Below are 17,644 nucleotides of genomic sequence, written 5' to 3'. Positions count from 1 at the left end.
TGTGGAGTGGCGGGTATGGCGCTATTGGCAGGTTGCCCTGGAAGTTGGGTTGCCGAGTGGGGGGAACTCAGACATTGTTTAAGTCCAGGTCGGCGGAGCCAAGGCGGGCTGTCTAGGAGCACCGCTCTCGACCCCTGGCGGCCAGTCGCATCGCGAGAGTGGCTCGGACGCCTCCAAGCCCTATAAGGCTCCCGACGGAAGGCCCTTCAACCGTAGTTTGGCCCTCAAGCTCGAGGCCCAACTCGATAAAGAACGCCTTCACCGCTTCGAGATCGTCGACAACTATCAGGACGTTGTCCATTCGCTTGGCTGTCATGTCCTTCGGTCCCTCTTACAACGATGTCGCGTATTTGGGGGAATTGGTGTCTGGATCGAGCCGGACGGATGAGTGTTCCGTGGCTTTGCACTAGCGACGATAGTAACGGTGATCGTTTTCGTAACGGTGCCGCATGGCTCGATCCTGGTGGCGCTCCCAATAACGATGGCGTTCGGCTTCTCGGCGGGCTTGCTCTCTACGCCACTTATCTCTACGCCTGTCGTCTCGGCGCCAATCGTCTCTACGATCATGCCAACGGCCGTCATGCCAGTATCGGTCGTCATGGGCAAGCAACGGCCCTGGCTGCTTGCCGGCCATACTGGCCAAGGTCGGCCAAGGGTTGCCGGCAGCCTGGACCGGAGCCTGAACGGCTGCGACTTCAGTTGCGAAAGCAGGGGTGGAGGTTTTCATCTGTGTTGCTGACGCCGAGCCCACTGCCGCGAACGCGAACAGGCCGAAGAGCACCATCCGTTGGACATGGAATTTCATGAGCGAAGACAACCTCGGATTGAAAATTGGGGGTGTGGCCATCTGGCTGTGGTAAGCCTGCGGGGGGGCGTGTTTACCGAGCGGATGAGCCTATCCACATAGACCGATAAACAAGGAAAAGTTCTAGGGAACCGTTGCTTAAATAACCACGGTCTCAATGTTCGACACATTTTGACGTTTGCTTTCTCGATGCCCGCTTCTGGTCGATTGTTACCAGTCACGAGGGGCCGCTATCGCCGAGGTTGTGTGAAAACGCACTGAATACGTCGAAAGCTGAGTCCGTTAGACCACAACGCTTACTTATTTCAGTTCCGTTCTTATGTCGGTTCCGGGCACGAAATATTTACCGGGATCATCGGCCTTCTTCAGGTCAATCAAGGCTCGGCAAATGCAATGTGAGAATTGCTTCTGCAACGTTTCGGGGTCTTTCCATGCCATTTGCGATGATTGCAATTGTTGTCCTTCGGACGATTTATAGCAGACACAATTGTCAAGTCGGGTGATGCCGTCATCATTTGTGCTCTGACAAGCAGTGGTCAGCAAAGAGATCGTGATGAGCATTACTACATGTTTCATTGGCTCCCCTCCGAGGCTAAAGCCCGACATTAGAAGGAGCTTAGCTCTCATTTTCCATAGCTCCATCCACGGGCTGTTTTTGGCCGACTTGTGAACGTCACGAAGGGTCGCAACCGACCGATTCTGTTGAAAAATGTAGATTCAGTTCCCTGATAGCGAATAGAACCCTGATTTGCGAATGCATTCATCCAGAGCTTGATCTGGGGATTCTCCTTGGTAGGAAGCCACCAGAAACTCCAAAGACTTGGCAACCACGTCCAGGCTTACATCTTTGAAAGTTACAACCCAAAGAATGGCGAGCCTTCAAGAACGAGTGTTCGCACGTCACCAAAGTCAACACCATCATCTTCCGATCCAGACAGACCGACTGCGCGACGTGTCCGATGAAAGCCAAGTGCTGCCCGAACACGGAGTTTCGAAAAATTGCCCGCAGCGTCCATGAAGCCGCTCGGGATGTGGCTCGACGCATCGCAGCGACACCTGCATACGTGCGCTCTCGCCACGAACGTAAAAAGGTCGAAATGTTGTTTGCCCACCTCAAGCGCATCCTGAAATTGGATCGCTTGCGACTACGTGGTCTGAGTGGCGCGACCGATGAATTCACACTGGCCGCTGCGGTGCAGAACCTGCGACGGCTGGTTAAATTTTCATCTCAAGGGCCACCAGTCACGGGATAGGTGCGCCTGCACCAAGCAAAAACCTCAAACTAACCCACTACCAGAGCAGCAAAGGTCAACGAAGGGCCGAGAAACCACTCAATGTGGTGAGTAGGTTCTCCGATGGTGGTCTTGCCTGAGTTCTGGCCAGCTGAAATTCCGACTTTTTCAACAGAATCGGACGATTACAGCCCGTCAACATCGGCTGTAATCGACTGTGGATTCAACCGGTCGATGCAACACAACTAAATTCTGTGTATGCAGAAGGAGTGTTGCAGATGAAGCAGAGACCGCGGATCTATTACACCGAAAGCCAGAAAAAACTGATGTGGGATCACTGGCAGAAAGGCGACTCTCTCCAGCACATAGCCCAACTATTTGATCGAAACCATTCATCGATACAGCGCATCTTGGCGGAAACAGGCGGTATCAGACCCGCTGTACGCCGCAGGTCCAGATTGGCGCTGACGTTGGCTGAGCGCGAAGAGATTTCGCGTGCAGTGGTGGCAGGTAACTCGATCCGTTCCATGGCTGCGTTGCTAGGGCGAGCTTGCTGACGGATGTTTACCAAAGAGGTAGTGAATAGCTCACCGTCATCCGGTTTTGATCGACGTCGCCTCCTACGTCGCTGCGTAACATGGAGTTGCGCCAGGCTACACCAACGCCTTTGAACCCCCCACTTTGCACGACATAACCGACAACAAAGTCTCGCTCCCATTCTTCAGCGCCGCGTATTTGTTTGATTTGACCACCCTTGAGATACGCGAGGTTGGCGGTCAGGCCTGGCATGCCGAGTGGCGCGAAGTCATAGCCGTACTGGCCAAGGATCGTGCGTTCACCAGCATAATTGAAGCTTGCCGTCATACGGTCGGTAATCAAGTACAGCGAAGTGCCCCCCGCGTCCTTATCAACCAGACTGCCTTGGTTGAGTTGGACAAAGTTGCTGTTGTCCGACACTTCCTGATAGCCGAGGCTAAAAGCATGGCCGCCCACGCCATAGGTAAACATCGAACTCCAGGTATTGTTATCAATCTTCCCGTCGCCGTTCTTTGTGTAGCCCGAAGTTCCGTAGCCGGGAGTACCCCTGGCGTTTGCCCCATCACCTCGCGTTCTGAACCAGCGCAAATCGGTTTTCAGCGATTGCCCACTGTCAAACTTCAGGGTATGCACGGCGCCAAGGAAGTTCTGGTTGTAATAGTCTTCCAGATTGGCGAAGTAGTACTGCAACAACAGGTTCTCAAAGGGGCTGTAGTTTCCCCCGGCAAAGCGGAATTGATTGCTCTGGCGTGTGCCTCCCGCGACGGCGAGTCCGGTGCTGTCACTGGACATTCGGCCAGTGGCATGTTCGATTTGTCCCGCGGTGAACGTAAGGTTGGCGATATCTTTCGAAGTGATCATGGCGCCTTCATAGAGCTGCGGCATAAGCCGTCCGTCGTTGGCGGTGATCACAGGCAAAGACGGCAGCAACGTCCCGACTAGAGCTTCGGATTTGGCAAATCGCAGTTTGCCGGTTAACCCGCCACGGCTGAAATCGTCGACGGCTTCGCCATCTTTTTCTCGGGGAAAAAGAACACCAGGACCGGAAGCGTCAAGCTTGACTGCATAAGTGCCAATGGCGTCTACCCCCAGGCCAAGGTTGCCTTCGGTGAAGCCAGACTTTACGTTGAGTACGAACGCCTGCCCCCATTCATCTACGGTAGGCTTATGCGTATCACGGGTGTCGCTGTTGTAATAAAGGTTTCTCAGGTCGAGAGTTGCCTTGCTGTCCTCGACGAAACCGGCTCCATTTGCAGTGCTCCACAAAGAACCGAGCACAGCCGTACCCGAAGCAAAAAACCGTAGTTGCTTTTGCATTAACTTATTTCCTGAATGCGCTGAGTTCTGTAGCAGCTGACAATGTCTGCGTTATTGTTGGCATTCGCTGCATGGGGGAGACCCCGGGGTCTGCAGCTATTATGTAAGTGTGTTTTTCTTGATACTGCCGCCCTGGATAATCATCACCAGATTTTCGCCCTGGCCGATTAGGCAATCGATATCCGTAAGCGGATTACCGTTGACTACCAGCAAGTCGGCCAGTGCTCCTGGGGCGATACAGCCCAGTTCCCCTTCGCGTTGTAATATCTGTGCCGCCACGGTGGTGGCGCTTCGCAAGGCGGCAAGGTTGCCCAGGATTTCAGCGCGAATTTTCAGTTCATACGTTTGGTGTTCATGCATCTCACCCAGTAAGTCAGAGCCAAAACCCATCGGAACATTCGCTTCGGCGAAAAGCCGCAAAGCATTGCGTCCGGCCAGGCGCACTTCTTCGATCTTGGCTACAGACTCTTGCGCCAATCCGAAGCGTGCACCGTGCTCCGCCAGCATTTCGTAAGTGACTTGAGTAGGCACTGCGAAGGCGTTTCGCTCTGCCATCAGGCGGGCGGTATCATCGTCGATCAGATTGCCGTGTTCGATGGTCCGTACGCCGCATTCAATGGCGCGTCGAATTGCACGGGGAGTGTAGGCATGAGCCATTACGTAAGTGTTGGCGGCTTGCGCTTCATCGACGATAGCGCGAATTTCTGCTTCGCTGTATTGAGTATTGGCGATAGGGTCTGTGGGAGAAGCGACGCCGCCAGAAGCCATGATTTTGATCTGGCTGGCACCTTGTTGAAGCTCTTCGCGAACAGCCAGGCGGACGTTGTCGACACCGTCCACTACCCGTGCGATGGCTCCGGCCCGGAAGCAACACGAGCAAGGTTCGTTAAGCAGCAACGAGCCGCGAGCACGCATGTCGCCGTGACCACCGGTCTGCGATAGCGCCTTGCCCGAAGCGAAGATCCGCGGCCCGGGAATCAGTCCAAGCTCAATTGAACGGGCAAGTGCCCAATCGGCGCCTCCGGCATCACGCACGGTAGTGAAACCTCGACCAAGCATCGCCTCAAGAATCGGCAGCGCACGGTACATGATGATGGCATTAGGTTGCAGTGCATTCAGGCCCAGATTTGCTTTGGACGCCAGCACATGTACGTGGCAATCGATCATGCCAGGCATGATGGTTTTGCCGTTCAGGTCATAGGTTTGCACGCCGACTTCGGGCACGATGCTTTGAGGGCGTACAGCGATAATCCGCTCGCCCTCGATCAGCACTTCCTGTTCGGCAATCAATCGGCCTTGCTGCAAGTCGAGTACTTGACCGTTGCGCAGAATCAAGCGGTTAGGGGTATGAGTGTTCATTGATAAGCTCCCGTCAGGGTAGAGCGCAATTCAGGCTCACGGTCGCGGTACAACATGGCGCCGATACTGCTGATGAACGCAGCAAACATGATGTAGAAGGCCGGAGCCACATTTGAGCCTGTCTGGGCGATCAGCCAGGTAATGGTGAAGGTCGCAAAGCCGCCAAAGATCGTCACTGCGACGTTGTAGGCCACCGAAAGTCCGGTTGAAAGTACGTGGGTCGGAAGCAATTCGCCGAAGGCTGCGAGTATCGAGCCGATGTAACCGGCAATTAACACGCCGAGCACTAACTCGAACACCAGTAGCGAAATCAACCCAGGCACTTGGTTGATGTAAATGAACATCGGATACACCGTGACGAAGATGGCCAAAGCCGACCACAGCAGCCACGGACGACGGCCATATCGGTCTGCCAACGCGCCAACTATCGGCGTGACGATAATCAATACTGCACCGCCCATCATCCCGGCACAAAACCCCATCCAGGAAGGCAGGTGCAGTACTCGTGTGGAGTACGACGGGATATAAAACAAAATGGCGTAGGTGCAGACAGTCCAAAGCACCACGAGCGAAAAGCTGATCATGGTCTGCCGCGGGTACGTGCGGATTACTTCACGCAGAGGAGACTCGACAGGCTTGGATTCGCTGTAGGCGGGAGTTTCGTCAATCCGACTGCGGATGTAGAACCCGATTGGACCGATCAAGGTGCCAATGATAAACGGTACGCGCCAGCCCCAACTTTCCAGTTGTGCCTGCGTCAGATAGCTCGACAGCGTTGCGCCCAGCGCAGATCCGAGCAGCACGGCGACCCCGATGCTCGCCTGAATCCAGCTGGAGTAGTATGCCTTGCGGCCGGCGGGTGCATGCTCAATCAAGAAGGCTGTGGCACTCCCCATCTCGCCACCGGCGGAAAAGCCCTGTAATAGTCGCGCGAAGACGATAAGGATGGGGGCCATAAGGCCAATCTGCGCATAGCTGGGGGTTATCGCGATGATCAGCGTACCGAGAGCCATAAGTAGGATCGTCAGAGACAAGGCGGCTTTGCGGCCGTGTTTGTCGCCATACACGCCGATGACAATGCCGCCAACGGGGCGCATGAAAAAACCGACGCCGAATGTGGCAAGGGCAATCAGGTAAGAGGTGAGTTCGTTGTCGGTGGGGAAGAATACCTTAGCAATAATGACCGAAAAAAAACTGTAGACGGTGAAGTCGAACCATTCCAGGCCATTGCCGATCACGGTGGCAACGATGGCGCGCCGAGCCTGTTTGTTGTGCGTAGTCGATGTGTTTGTTTTTATAGTGTTCACGAATGGCTCCTGCATGCGTCAAGCGCAGGGATTTGACCCTGCGATATTGGAGGGGCGAGTCGATATAGGTGAAGATCATTCGAGTCTCGTGCCCTTTGAATGAGAATAAAGGGAGCTTCGTAAGTCGGAAAACGCTTATTACGCAGATTTGCATGCACTAAACGCATGCAAAATTAACGGCTAAGTTGCAATTGTGCTCATCAACCACTTCTCGAATGCCCGTGCGGCTCGGCTGGGAATCTGTCCCGCCGGATTGAGCAGGTAATAGCCGCCACCGGCCGCGCCCGCATGAGCATTGCATGCAGGAACAAGCGCGCCGGAGCGCAGGTGCCGATCAATCATCGGGCGCCAGCCCAATACGATCCCGTGTCCGGCAATCGCCAAATCCACCAACACTGGATAGTGGTTGACGCTCATGCGCTGGTGGATCAGCGACGCATCAACACCGTAGCGGCTAAACCAGTCGACCCAAGACAGCCATTGGCGTTGGCCGTCTTCCAGCATCAGCAAACGGTACTCAATTAGCTGCTCCGGTTCGAGTACCTTGCCTTTGAGAAAATCCGGTGAGCAATAGGCACCCACGGATTCGACGAACAGTAGCCTGCTGTCGAACCCTGGCGGTGACGGCTTGCGCAGGAAATACAGAGCCAAGTCGAATTCGGCACGTACCAGTGAATCCAGACCATCCACCACACGTAACCGAATCTCCACTGAGGGGAATTCATCGGAGTAACGACCCAGTAAAGGCCCGAGCCACAAAGCCGCCACACCACTTGAGCTGGCCAAGGTCAACTCCTGCTCCCCGGTGTGTGTGATGACTTGTGCTGTTGCTTCTGCGCAATGCGTCAGGACTCGGAGCACCTCCTCAGCATAAATCTGACCTGCCACGGTCAACTGAATACGCTTGTGCTCGCGGCGAAACAGCGCACGACCAAGAAACTCCTCCAGTTGCGCAACTTGCCGACTTATCGCGCTTTGTGTCAGGTGAAGCTCGGCCGCAGCGCGAGTGAAGCTGCCGTGCCGTACGGTAGCTTCGAATGCGATCAGGTTTTGCAGCGGGGGAAGAGGTTCTATGCGCATAGTACGTCCGAGATGTATCGCAGGATGGAGGCTTCGATGGGGCTACAGAGGTCGAAGCGTAAGCCAATGCTACAAGCTTACGGGCGTACTGGCGTACTGGCGCTGTAACCTTTACTAGCTCTAAATCCAATGCATCGATGAATTGAACTACCGCGCGCATATATCTATTAAATCGGGGGGATTCGCGGGAAGGTGGTCTGTCGCTGCCTGCGATATCGTGGTGGCGCTGAGTTCGGGACTACGCTAAAGCTACGCGGGTCATCGATCAATCGTGACCCACTGTTCGCGCTGTATCCGTCCCTGGAGCGCTTGTTCACCCGAGTCTTATGCGAGGTTAGCGGGAGCAACATCCGCTCGCTGACAGGTATAAGGGGCAGCCGGTATTGCCGCCGGCAATCCATTCGAAAGCATCACTCGTCCTGACGACGGGTGTAATGCAACAGCCGATCGGTTTCGGTCTTGACCACCAGGTAGCACTCGCAGCTGAGCCGTTCAAGGCGCGCTCTGTCCAGAACCGTGATTTGGCCCCGGCTGTACTCGATGACGCCTTGACGCTGCAGTTTTCCCGCCGCTTCCGTGACGCCTTCGCGGCGCACGCCCAGCATGTTGGCGATTAGCTCCTGGGTCATGTTTAGGCGATTGCCGTGCAGGCGATCCAGCGACAACAGCAGCCATCGACACAATTGCTGATCGATCGAATGATGGCGATTGCACAGGGCGGTCTGTGACATCTGCGTGATCAGCGCCTGGGTGTAACGCAGCATCAGTAGGAGCAGATCGCCATGACGGTTGAACTCTTTCTTGAGCTTTTGCCCAGGCAGGCGAAATGCACCACCGGCACTTTGCACCACCGCCCGACTGGAGGTGCTTTCGCCGCCCATGAACAGCGCAATGCCGATCAAACCCTCGTTGCCGACCACGGCGATTTCTGCTGACGAGCCGTTTTCCGTGACATGCAGCAGGGAAACGATGGCGTCGGTCGGGAAGTAAACGTGCCGCAGGGTGTCCCCCGGTTCATACAGCACATCGCCCAGCGCCAGACTGACCTGCTCCAGGTGCGGGACAAGGCGCTGGAGGTCGACGGCCGGGAGCGCCGCCAGCAAATGATTGTGGCTTGGCTTGGGGGAGGCATGCATGACAGAGCATCCGTGGCGGAACAGGGGGGGCCCGCTCAGGGTACTCCCATGCACGCCTGGCGGGTGATCAATGTCTATTCATCGGCGACATGCTCGAATTCCAGCGCCTGGGGCCTGGGTGACCGGGCGCGACAATCTACCCGGACCCAATGCTCCAGACCGCCATCATCCAGCGTCAGCGCAGCGTCTTTCAATGGCTGGCCGTCGAGGGTCATCGAGGTCAAGGTCGAACTGCCCTGACGCACATCAAAGTGGTAGAGGGTTTTGCCGAAGCGGTAGTGCAAAAGGAAGCCCGGCCAATCGACGGGTATCAGCGGTTCGATTTTGAGCGTACGGCCGCTGCGTTGTACGCCCAGCAACGACTCGACAATCAGCCGGTACATCCAGCCCGCAGAGCCGGTGTACCAGGTCCAGCCACCGCGACCGGCATGGGGCGCGGTGCCGTAGACATCCGCGGCCATGACATAGGGCTCGACCTTATAGGTCTCGATTTGAGCGTTGTTGGCAGGCGCGGCGGGGTTGATCAGATTCAGCAGTTCCCATGCTTTGCCGGCTTCACCCAACTGCGCAAACGCCATGCCCGCCCAAACGGCAGCATGGGTGTACTGACCTCCGTTCTCGCGCACGCCAGGCACGTAACCCTTGATGTAGCCGGGGTCCAGGGCGCCCTTGTCAAACGGGGGATCGAGCAGCAACACGGCGCGGATGTCGCGTTTGATCAGATGCTCATCCAATGCCTGCATGGCCTTGATCTGGCGGACGGCAGAGCCGGCCCCCGACAGCACTGACCAGCTTTGAGCAATGGAATCGATACGACATTCTTCATTGCTCGCCGAGCCGAGCATTTGTCCGTCGTCAAACCAGGCGCGGCGGTACCAGGCGCCGTCCCAGGCCGTTTTATCGAGGTTGCGTTGCAGTGTCACCGCGCTGTCGCTGCAGCGTTTGGCAAATGCGTGATCACCATGCAGGCGAGCGGTCACCGCAAATTGCTCCAGCACCTGATAGCTGAAGAAACCCAGCCAGACACTTTCACCTGCACCCAGGTGGCCGACGCGATTCATGCCGTCGTTCCAGTCCCCGGAGCCCATCAGCGGCAACCCGTGATGACCGCGGCGCAGGCTGTGTTCAATGGCACGCACGCAGTGTTGATACAGGGACTCTCGCAGGGGCGATACACCGGGGAGGTCATAGTAGGACTCTTCGCCGGCCACCAGTTGGCGTCCTTCCAGGTATCCGGTGACCTCTTCCAGCACACCCACGTCAGCGGTTATTTCGACATAGCGGTTGGTGGCGGCCACCAACCACAAAAAGTCATCGGAGCAGGCGGTGCGAACCCCTCGATTCATCGGCGGGTGCCACCAGTGTTGCACGTCGCCTTCCACATACTGATGGCCGGCGCACAGCATCAGGTGCGCGCGCACGGCTACCGGATCGGCATGGATCATCGCCATGCTGTCCTGCAACTGATCGCGGAACCCGATGGCGCCACCTGACTGGTAGTAGCCGCTTCGGGCCTGGAAACGGCACGCGATGACCTGATACATCAACCAGCCGTTGACCATGACGTCGACCGCAGGGGTGCCCGTTTCAATACGAATCGCCCCGAGCAATGAGCGCCAGTGTTCCCGTACTTTATGCAATTCCTCGGCGGCCACCAGGCTGCCCCGATAACGCTGCACCAGCTGGGTGGCGGCGTTACTGGAAGACGCCGCCCCCAGTCGCAGAATGACTTCCCGGGTATCGCCCTCGCCGAGTTCGATCGACACTTGCAGGGCGGCACAAGGGTCCAGACCGCCGCCCATGCGCCCGGACAGACCGGCGTGCTGCATCGCTGCCGGTGAGGCGAGGGTGCCATTGCGGCCAATGAATTCAGTACGGTCACCGCTGACACCGTGATCGATCGTGTCGGTGTCGAAGAACGCCACCCGCTCGGAAAACTCCACCGAGTAGGCGTTGCGGGCGAAGAAGGCCCCGCTGGCGGGATCCGATTGGGTGACCACATGCATCGCCGATTTGCTGCGCAGATCGCCCAGCACCCATTCCACATACCCTGTGACCGACAATGACCGGCGGCGTCCCGAGCGGTTGCTCAACACTAGCCGCGAGAATTTGATCGGCGCATCCAGCGCCACGTAGATCCATAGCTCGCTGTAAATGCCGTCTTCTTCATGTTCGAACACGCTGTAACCGAAACCGTGACGGGTCTGGTACGGGCCTTGTCCGGGGCAGGGTTGAGGCGCTGCAGACCAGAAGTGTCCGGTCTCTTCATCACGCAGGTAAATGGCTTCGCCGCTGCGATCGGTGACCGGATCGTTGTGCCAGGGCGTCAGGCGAAATTCATGGGCATTTTCCGCCCATGTATAGGCACTGCCGGCTTCCGAGACCACCGTGCCGAGATGTGCATTGGCGATCACGTTGACCCAGGGCGCGGGTGTCGGATCGGGCGCGAGCCCGGTGATGATGTACTCACCGCCATCGGCGCTGAAGCCGCCATATTCGTTGCTCAACAGCAGGAAGGGACGGTTCGGTCGTACCGATGCCGGCCGAGCCTGAAAATGCCGGGTCGCCACAAACGGCGCGTGCACCGGTGATACTTTGCGCCGATGAATCTGTTCGGCCAGGCCGCCCAGATCTTCGTTCAGCACCAGCCTGGCAACCGAGAGGAACAGCACGCGATCCTCATTCGACATCTGCTGCGCGGGGCGCACAAAAATTCCGCCCGGGCGATCCAGCAGAGTGGCTTCACTGCCTGAGGTGATAAGGCCCAGGATTGCGTCCTGCAGTTGCTGGCGATAGCCCGCCTGATCCTCGTTCCAGATCAGCAAATCGACCACCAACCCTTTTTGTCGCCAGTAGGCGTGGGCCTGAATCAATTGCTGCACTAGGGCAATGTTGTCCAGGCTCTGGATTTGCAGCAACACGATGGGCAGGTCGCCGGAGATGGCCTGACCCCAAAGCCCCGGCTGATTGCGGCGATTGGCAATCAGCACCGCATGGTTGGCGCGCATCGAGGCGTTCGCATAAAGCAACGACGAGGCCATCTGCTCGAACAGACGGGCGTCGGACAACGAGGCGTTGAGCTGGCGCAAAAGCACCTGGCTATGGGTCCAGGACAGGTCGAACACGCGGTCGGCGAGGTGGCGGTCGCGGTATTTGTTGATGAGGTAAAGGCAGTCATCACGGCTGTCGGCGACACCGGTGACCAGGTCGATGGTGGCCTGTTGACCGGGTTGCAGGGTAATCCTGCAGCGAATCGCGATCACCGGATCGAGCACCGGGCCTGCACTGCCTGACAAGCGCTGGCAATCGGCATTAAGGGCGGCGGGTGACACGAGGCTGCGTCCTCGGCCGATGAACCGGGCGCGATCGGTTTCGTACGAGATCGCATCGATGTCCACCCCGTGTGCCGCCAGCAAATGGCACATCCACGGCGTCGGTTCATCGCTGGCCCGGGGGCGGCGGCTACAGATAATGGCCTGAAGCGAAGGCAGTAATTCGGTCTGCACGAACAGCTTGCTGAACGCCGGGTGCATCGCGTCGTTGACCGGGGTTGTCAGCACGACTTCGGCGTAGGTGGTGATCTCCAGTGTCTTGGCCGATGACGCTCGGTTGGTGACATGCAGGCGGCGCAGTTCGATGTCGTCTTCAGGCGAGACAACAATCTCCAGGTGCGTGTCGAAATCCAGGTTGCGCGCACGGAACTCTGCACGGGAATCACAGAAGATCGCCTCGTGGCTCTCGGGTTGATGCATCGTCGGTTGATGCGCAGCCGACCAGACCGTGTTGCTCTGGACATCGCGCAGGTAGCAGAACATCCCCCAATTGTCCTGTGAGGTGTCCTCCTGCCAACGGGTGATCGCCATTTCATTACGGCGGCTGTAACCACCGCCGCCGCTGGTCAGCATGACGTGGTAGCGACCGTTGGAGAGCAACTGCACGGCCGGACGCTTGCGTCCTGGATCGGAGAACACCCGAAGCCCCGTATCCTGGCCTTGGCCAACATCGCCGAGTACTGGCGACTGTGCGGTTTGCAGGTACGGCGCGGCGGATTTCGGCACCCGCTCCTGTAGCAGCAGCAGGGCTGATCGCAGCGCCGGGTCGGCCTCGAATCGCTGTTGCATGGGTTGATCGTGCAGTCGGCTGGTCAAGGCGAGCAAGCTCATGCCCTGGTGGTGAGCCATGAACGACCGGACCACGACGAAGTGTTGGCCGCGGGGTAAGCGGGCCTCGGTGTAATCCACGGCTTCATACAGTCCGAAACGTCCAGCGGAGCCTTGCAGGGCGAGGCGTTGCAAGTTCTTGCAGGCCGCATCGGCATCGACCATCAACGCCAGGGCGCTGGCGTAGGGCGCTATCACAATGTCATTGTTCAGCCCGCGTTGGAGCCCCAGAGCCTGAACGCCGAAGGCGCGGTATTGATAATTGAAGTGCGCGTCGACGGTGGAGTAACCCGACTCCGAAACGCCCCACGGAATGCCCAGCCTGTTGCCCTGTTCGATCTGCACCGACACGGCGGCGCGGCAAGTCTGGTCCAGCAGGCTGCCCTCGAAGTTAGGCATCACCAGCATGGGCATCAGGTATTCGAACATCGAGCCCGACCAGGACAGCAACGTCGGTACGCCCGCGTTTTCACTCAGCAGCCTTCCTAGGGTGAACCAGGCGCGTTGGGGGATTTGTCCCTGAGCGATGGCCACGTAATTGGTCAGCCGCACCTCGGACGCCAGCAGGTCGTAGTAACCGGTGTCGAGCCTGCACTCCTCGGCGTTGTAACCGATGACAAACAAGTCACGCTGGTGGTCGTAAAGCAACGAGAAATCCATCTGCGCCAGCGACGTGGCCAATAACGCCAGATGCTTCAGGGTTTCCAGACGCTGCGCGGCGTCACTGCGGACTCGCACGACTTCAGGGTGATGCTCGGGGGCCCAGTCTGCGGGGTTCAGGCTGGCGAGTTGACGCAAAGTACGAGGCGATTCAATCGTGACCGAGGGGGCAGGGAGGCGATAACGCTGCAGTTCTTCTGTCCAGTCGATGCATTGACGGGTAAACGCTTCTCGCCAGTAGAGGCTTTCCTCGTCGGTGTCCGCTGGCTGGCTGGTGACCATGATGCGAGCCGTGTGCAGCAGGTCTGCCAGCGCCTCAGGGGGCGCAATTTGCGAGATCGGTTCAAGGCCTTTTCTCAGTGGCAAGGCGTATTCATCCGCCCCCGAGGCGCGTTGGGAATCTGCAAGGATATCGAGGGTATCGCGCAGGCCCTTGATCACGGCAGGGCCGAACATCGGGGCGTCTGCCAGCTGCGCAATGCCGGTGCTCAAGGTCAACAGCAGGCCCGCCAGGTTGCCGCTGTCGACGGTGGATACGTAATGCGGACGCAGCGGCTCGAGGGTCTGCGTGTCGTACCAGTTATAGAAATGTTGCCGATAACGCTCCAGACCGCCCATGCTGTCCAGCGACGCCGCAAGCCGGGACAGCAGCCGTTCAGTACTCAAGTAAGCGAAATCGTGAGCGGCCAGGTGGGCGAGCAGCGACATGCCCATATTGGTCGGCGAGGTGCGATGGGCAATGGCAGGCCTGGGGTCTTCCTGCACGTTGTCCGGTGGTAGCCAGTGATCCTCGGGCCCGACGTATTGATCGAAGAACGCCCAGGTCTTGCGCGCCAGCAACCGCAGGAAGCGCAAATCATCCGTCGTCGGTGCGAACACCGACTGCTTGGGTGCCGAACTGAGCCACCAAGCGAGCCAGGGGCCGACTAACCATGACAAAAGCAGCGGACTGGCGATTGCCAGCGTCTGCGGATCCTTCACCAACAGGGCTAGTGAAATCAGGGCCGATACGGGCTCGATCCACATTTGGCGATAGAGGCCGGACAGCCGATTTTCGGTGGTGCGCTCCACCTCTCGCGAGGGCTGCCATTGCAACAGTCGGCGTCTGCTGAAGCCGATTCGCCAGAGCGAGCGCAGGATGGCGTCAGCGCTGTAGAACATCTCGAAGGGCAGCCAGGCGAGCGTCAGACCAACGCGGGCGAGGTCTTGTGCCAGATCACCCAGCAGCGCCCGGAGGTATTGCCCATAGGGCACATTAGCGGGGGGCTGCATCAGATCGGTCACCGCTCGCAGCAACGGTTGAATCACCATCAATCCGATGACTGTCAGCGTCCAGTTCATTGGCTGACTGCTGGCAAACCAGCCCCATGCGAACATCAGCAACAGCGCCAGCGGTTCCAGGCTGCGTCGCAGATTGTCCAGAATCTTCCAGCGTGCCATGACGCTCAGCCTGTTGCGCACCCACTTGCCGTCGGCGTTGCGCGCCCAGCGCAATGTCCACGGCAGCAGTTGCCAGTCGCCGCGAACCCAGCGATGCCGTCGTTTGACATCGGCACCGAAGCGCGAGGGGTATTGCTCGTAGACTTGCACGTCGCTGAGCAGGCCGGATCGTGCATAACACCCTTCGATCAGGTCGTGGCTGAGAATCTGGTTATCCGGCAAGCAACCGTCCAGGGCGCAGGTGAACGCGTCTACGTCGTAGATGCCCTTGCCGATGAAGGATCCTTGCTGGAACAGGTCCTGGTAAACGTCCGATACCGTCCGGGTGTACGGATCGACGCCGGCATCACTGCCAAACAGCCGGGCATAGATCGAGCGCGTGGCGCTGGTCAGGCTGATGCCCACTCGCGGTTGCAGTACCGCGTAGCCGGAAATGATCTGCTCGCCGTCACTGTCGAACAACGGACGGTTCAGCGGGTGCATCATGGCCGCCACGCATTGGCGAGCGACATCGCGCGGCAGCAGGGTGTCGGTGTCCAGCGTGATCACGTAACGCACCCCGCGCAATGGCGTGATGTCGCCGACGATGGCGTTGAAGCGCTCCTCTCCATGGCCACGCAACAGGGCATTGAGTTCAATCAGCTTGCCGCGTTTGCGCTCGTGGCCCATCCACACGCGTTCGCTCGCGTTCCAGCGACGCGGCCGATGCAGCAGAAAGAACCGGTCGCTGAGCCCGTCCGCGTATTTTCGGTTGAGCAGGGTGATTGCATGGGAGGCCTGTGTGAGCAGCTCGGCGTCTTGCGGCTGAGCCTCTTCAGGCGCATCCAGAAAATCGCTGAGCAACGCGAAATACAGATTGCTGTCGCGGTTGGCGAGAAACCGTACTTCAAGACCTTCCACCAGTTCGTCCACATCGGCCAGGCTGGCGATCAGCGTCGGGATCACCACCAGGCTTCGCGCGCCATCGGGAATACCGTTGGAAAAATCCATTTTCGGCAACGTCGTCGGCAACAGACTGAACGTCACCAACCAATTTATAAGGCTGATCGCCAGTCGGCTGGTCATGATCAGGCAGGGAATCGCCATCATCAGAAGCGCTGCATCGGGCATGCCGTCGCGCTGCGCAGAGGCCAGCAAAGGCCAGGCGAAGATGAGCGTCAGAACAGCCACCGGCACCAGATAAAACATCAGCGGCGACTGCTGCAACAATCGTTTCCAGCGCTCATGAAGCGGCACCTTGGCATCGAGTCGTCGCTCCAGCGTCGGCAGCCCTGCGCTGATCAGGTAATACCCGACATGGCGCGCCAGCAGTTCGCACGGGACTGAGGCAGTTCCGGCTGCGGCGAGATTGATCGCGGCGCGGGCGACCTGGATTTCCGAGTGCTGGGGGCTTCTGCGGGCAAGGCGTTCTATGACATGTCGGTAGCTGTCGCGAGTGCTGAAATCCATCGCCCGGTAAACCTGCGCCGGGTCTTCGTGGAGAATCTGCTCGACATGACTCATCGACTCGACGAACTCGCGCCAGTCCGTGGCAGACAGAAGGCGCAAGCTGCCGATGCTGTTGCCAATCGACACCTGATCTGCTGCCTGTTGTTGCGCATCGAGCTGCACCTGGCGTTCGATGCTGGAGCCTGTCTCACTCAGCGTCTGCTCCATCCAGTTAAGCGCCAAGGCCAGCGCTGCACTCTGGCCCTGCAGGCGGCGGGTGAATTCGGCGACAAAGGCGGCGGTCATCGGCGGTGCGGAGCGGGCCATGTCGGCTACGGTCAGCACCACGCTTTTGATGTCTCGTTCTGAGGTTTCGATCAGGTGTTCGGCCCAGTCATCGGCCAGATTGCGCTCGTCGGCGTTGGCCATGACCCTGGAGGCCACTCGCCGCAGGTTTTCGATCAGCGCCAGACGCAGCATGATCGGTATCGCCCACAGTTCGCCCAGCGCAAGCGGCATCACGGTCTGATAGGAAAAAATGAAGCGGCTCAGGCTTTCCTCATCGACTCGACCGTCGCCATGGGAGATGGTCTCCAGCGCGATGTCATAGACGCGAGGCAGCCCCGCCGACGGGCCGTTGATCAGGCGTGGCAACTCACGGCTATAGCCTTTGGGCAGGTGCGTTCTGGCGGTGCGAATGTTTTCTTCGATCAGATAGTAATTGTCCAGCAGCCATTCCGCTGCCGGCGTCACTCGCCGGCTGAAAACTTGCGCGTTGGCCAGCGCTGTGCTGCTGCGTTTGAGCAACTCCTCGTTGTCATCGAGCCTGTGCAGCATCGAGTCTCGTGCGGACAGCGTGGTCAGGCGATGCTGCCCGGCCAGGGCGATGCCGTGACTGGCCATCTGGTCGGCGCTGAAAAGCTCCGAGCGCAATATGGGCTCGTATTTGAATCGAGGTGGAGGAAACAGACGGGTTCGCCAAAAACCGGACGAGCGAGAAAATACCTTCTGTAGGCGTGTCCATATGCTGTTCATAAGGTCCTGAGCCTGAAACGCATCATACAATTGCGTGCATTTTTACAGGTGCGCCAACGCATTGCGCCAGCACCGAGCAGCGCTTGGTGGACGTAGCTTTTCAACCTGAGTGTGGAGACTTGGAGGACTGTTCGTCTGTTCGCTGGCG

8 protein-coding genes and 2 pseudogenes are annotated in these 17,644 nt (G+C 58.3%); 2 read left to right on the top strand and 8 right to left on the bottom strand.

The window, feature by feature from the left end; all coding sequences use genetic code 11:
• Nucleotides 1–406: 406 nt before the first annotated feature.
• Together ACA055_RS18530 and ACA055_RS18525 are read right to left on the bottom strand one after the other, a co-directional pair.
• Nucleotides 407–805 carry a hypothetical protein gene (locus tag ACA055_RS18530; protein ID WP_497679976.1) on the bottom strand — a complete coding sequence of 133 codons (399 nt, stop codon included), beginning with the start codon at nucleotides 803–805 and terminating at the stop codon, nucleotides 407–409.
• Nucleotides 806–1,105: 300 nt separating this feature from the next.
• Complete coding sequence (locus ACA055_RS18525; RefSeq protein WP_497679975.1) at nucleotides 1,106–1,381, bottom strand: hypothetical protein; 276 nt, start codon at nucleotides 1,379–1,381, stop codon at nucleotides 1,106–1,108.
• A gap of 290 nt (nucleotides 1,382–1,671) precedes the next feature.
• On the opposite strand from ACA055_RS18525, the pseudogene ACA055_RS18520 reads away from it, so the two are divergent.
• A pseudogene (locus ACA055_RS18520) lies at nucleotides 1,672–2,058 on the top strand (transposase); the annotation flags it as partial.
• A gap of 257 nt (nucleotides 2,059–2,315) precedes the next feature.
• Nucleotides 2,316–2,588 (top strand): annotated as a pseudogene (locus ACA055_RS18515) (helix-turn-helix domain-containing protein); the annotation flags it as partial.
• A 13-nt stretch (nucleotides 2,589–2,601) separates the two neighbouring features.
• On the opposite strand, the gene ACA055_RS18510 reads toward ACA055_RS18515, so the two are convergent.
• The 6 genes from ACA055_RS18510 to ACA055_RS18485 all read right to left on the bottom strand — a co-directional run bounded on the left by ACA055_RS18510 (nucleotide 2,602) and on the right by ACA055_RS18485 (nucleotide 17,496).
• The gene (locus ACA055_RS18510) at nucleotides 2,602–3,891 is read right to left on the bottom strand and encodes an OprD family outer membrane porin (RefSeq protein ID WP_497679974.1); all 1,290 of its coding nucleotides are present in this window, start codon (nucleotides 3,889–3,891) and stop codon (nucleotides 2,602–2,604) included.
• Between the two features lie 99 nt (nucleotides 3,892–3,990).
• Nucleotides 3,991–5,250 carry a metal-dependent hydrolase family protein gene (locus ACA055_RS18505; RefSeq protein ID WP_497679973.1) on the bottom strand — a complete coding sequence of 420 codons (1,260 nt, stop codon included), beginning with the start codon at nucleotides 5,248–5,250 and terminating at the stop codon, nucleotides 3,991–3,993.
• Nucleotides 5,247–6,572: an MFS transporter gene (locus tag ACA055_RS18500; RefSeq protein ID WP_497679972.1), complete on the bottom strand. Its 1,326-nt coding sequence runs from the start codon at nucleotides 6,570–6,572 to the stop codon at nucleotides 5,247–5,249. The genes ACA055_RS18505 and ACA055_RS18500 overlap by 4 nt, the downstream gene beginning before the upstream one ends.
• A 165-nt stretch (nucleotides 6,573–6,737) precedes the next feature.
• Entirely contained in the window at nucleotides 6,738–7,637 is a 900-nt protein-coding gene (locus tag ACA055_RS18495; protein ID WP_497679971.1) for a LysR substrate-binding domain-containing protein, read from the bottom strand.
• A gap of 410 nt (nucleotides 7,638–8,047) precedes the next feature.
• The gene (locus ACA055_RS18490; RefSeq protein WP_497679970.1) at nucleotides 8,048–8,773 is read right to left on the bottom strand and encodes a Crp/Fnr family transcriptional regulator; all 726 of its coding nucleotides are present in this window, start codon (nucleotides 8,771–8,773) and stop codon (nucleotides 8,048–8,050) included.
• Between the two features lie 74 nt (nucleotides 8,774–8,847).
• Entirely contained in the window at nucleotides 8,848–17,496 is an 8,649-nt protein-coding gene (locus tag ACA055_RS18485; protein ID WP_497679969.1) for a GH36-type glycosyl hydrolase domain-containing protein, read from the bottom strand.
• Between the last annotated feature and the right edge of the window lie 148 nt (nucleotides 17,497–17,644).

Source organism: Pseudomonas sp. LBUM1657 (genome assembly GCF_059716075.1).
This window is presented reverse-complemented; position numbering and strand designations above follow the sequence as displayed.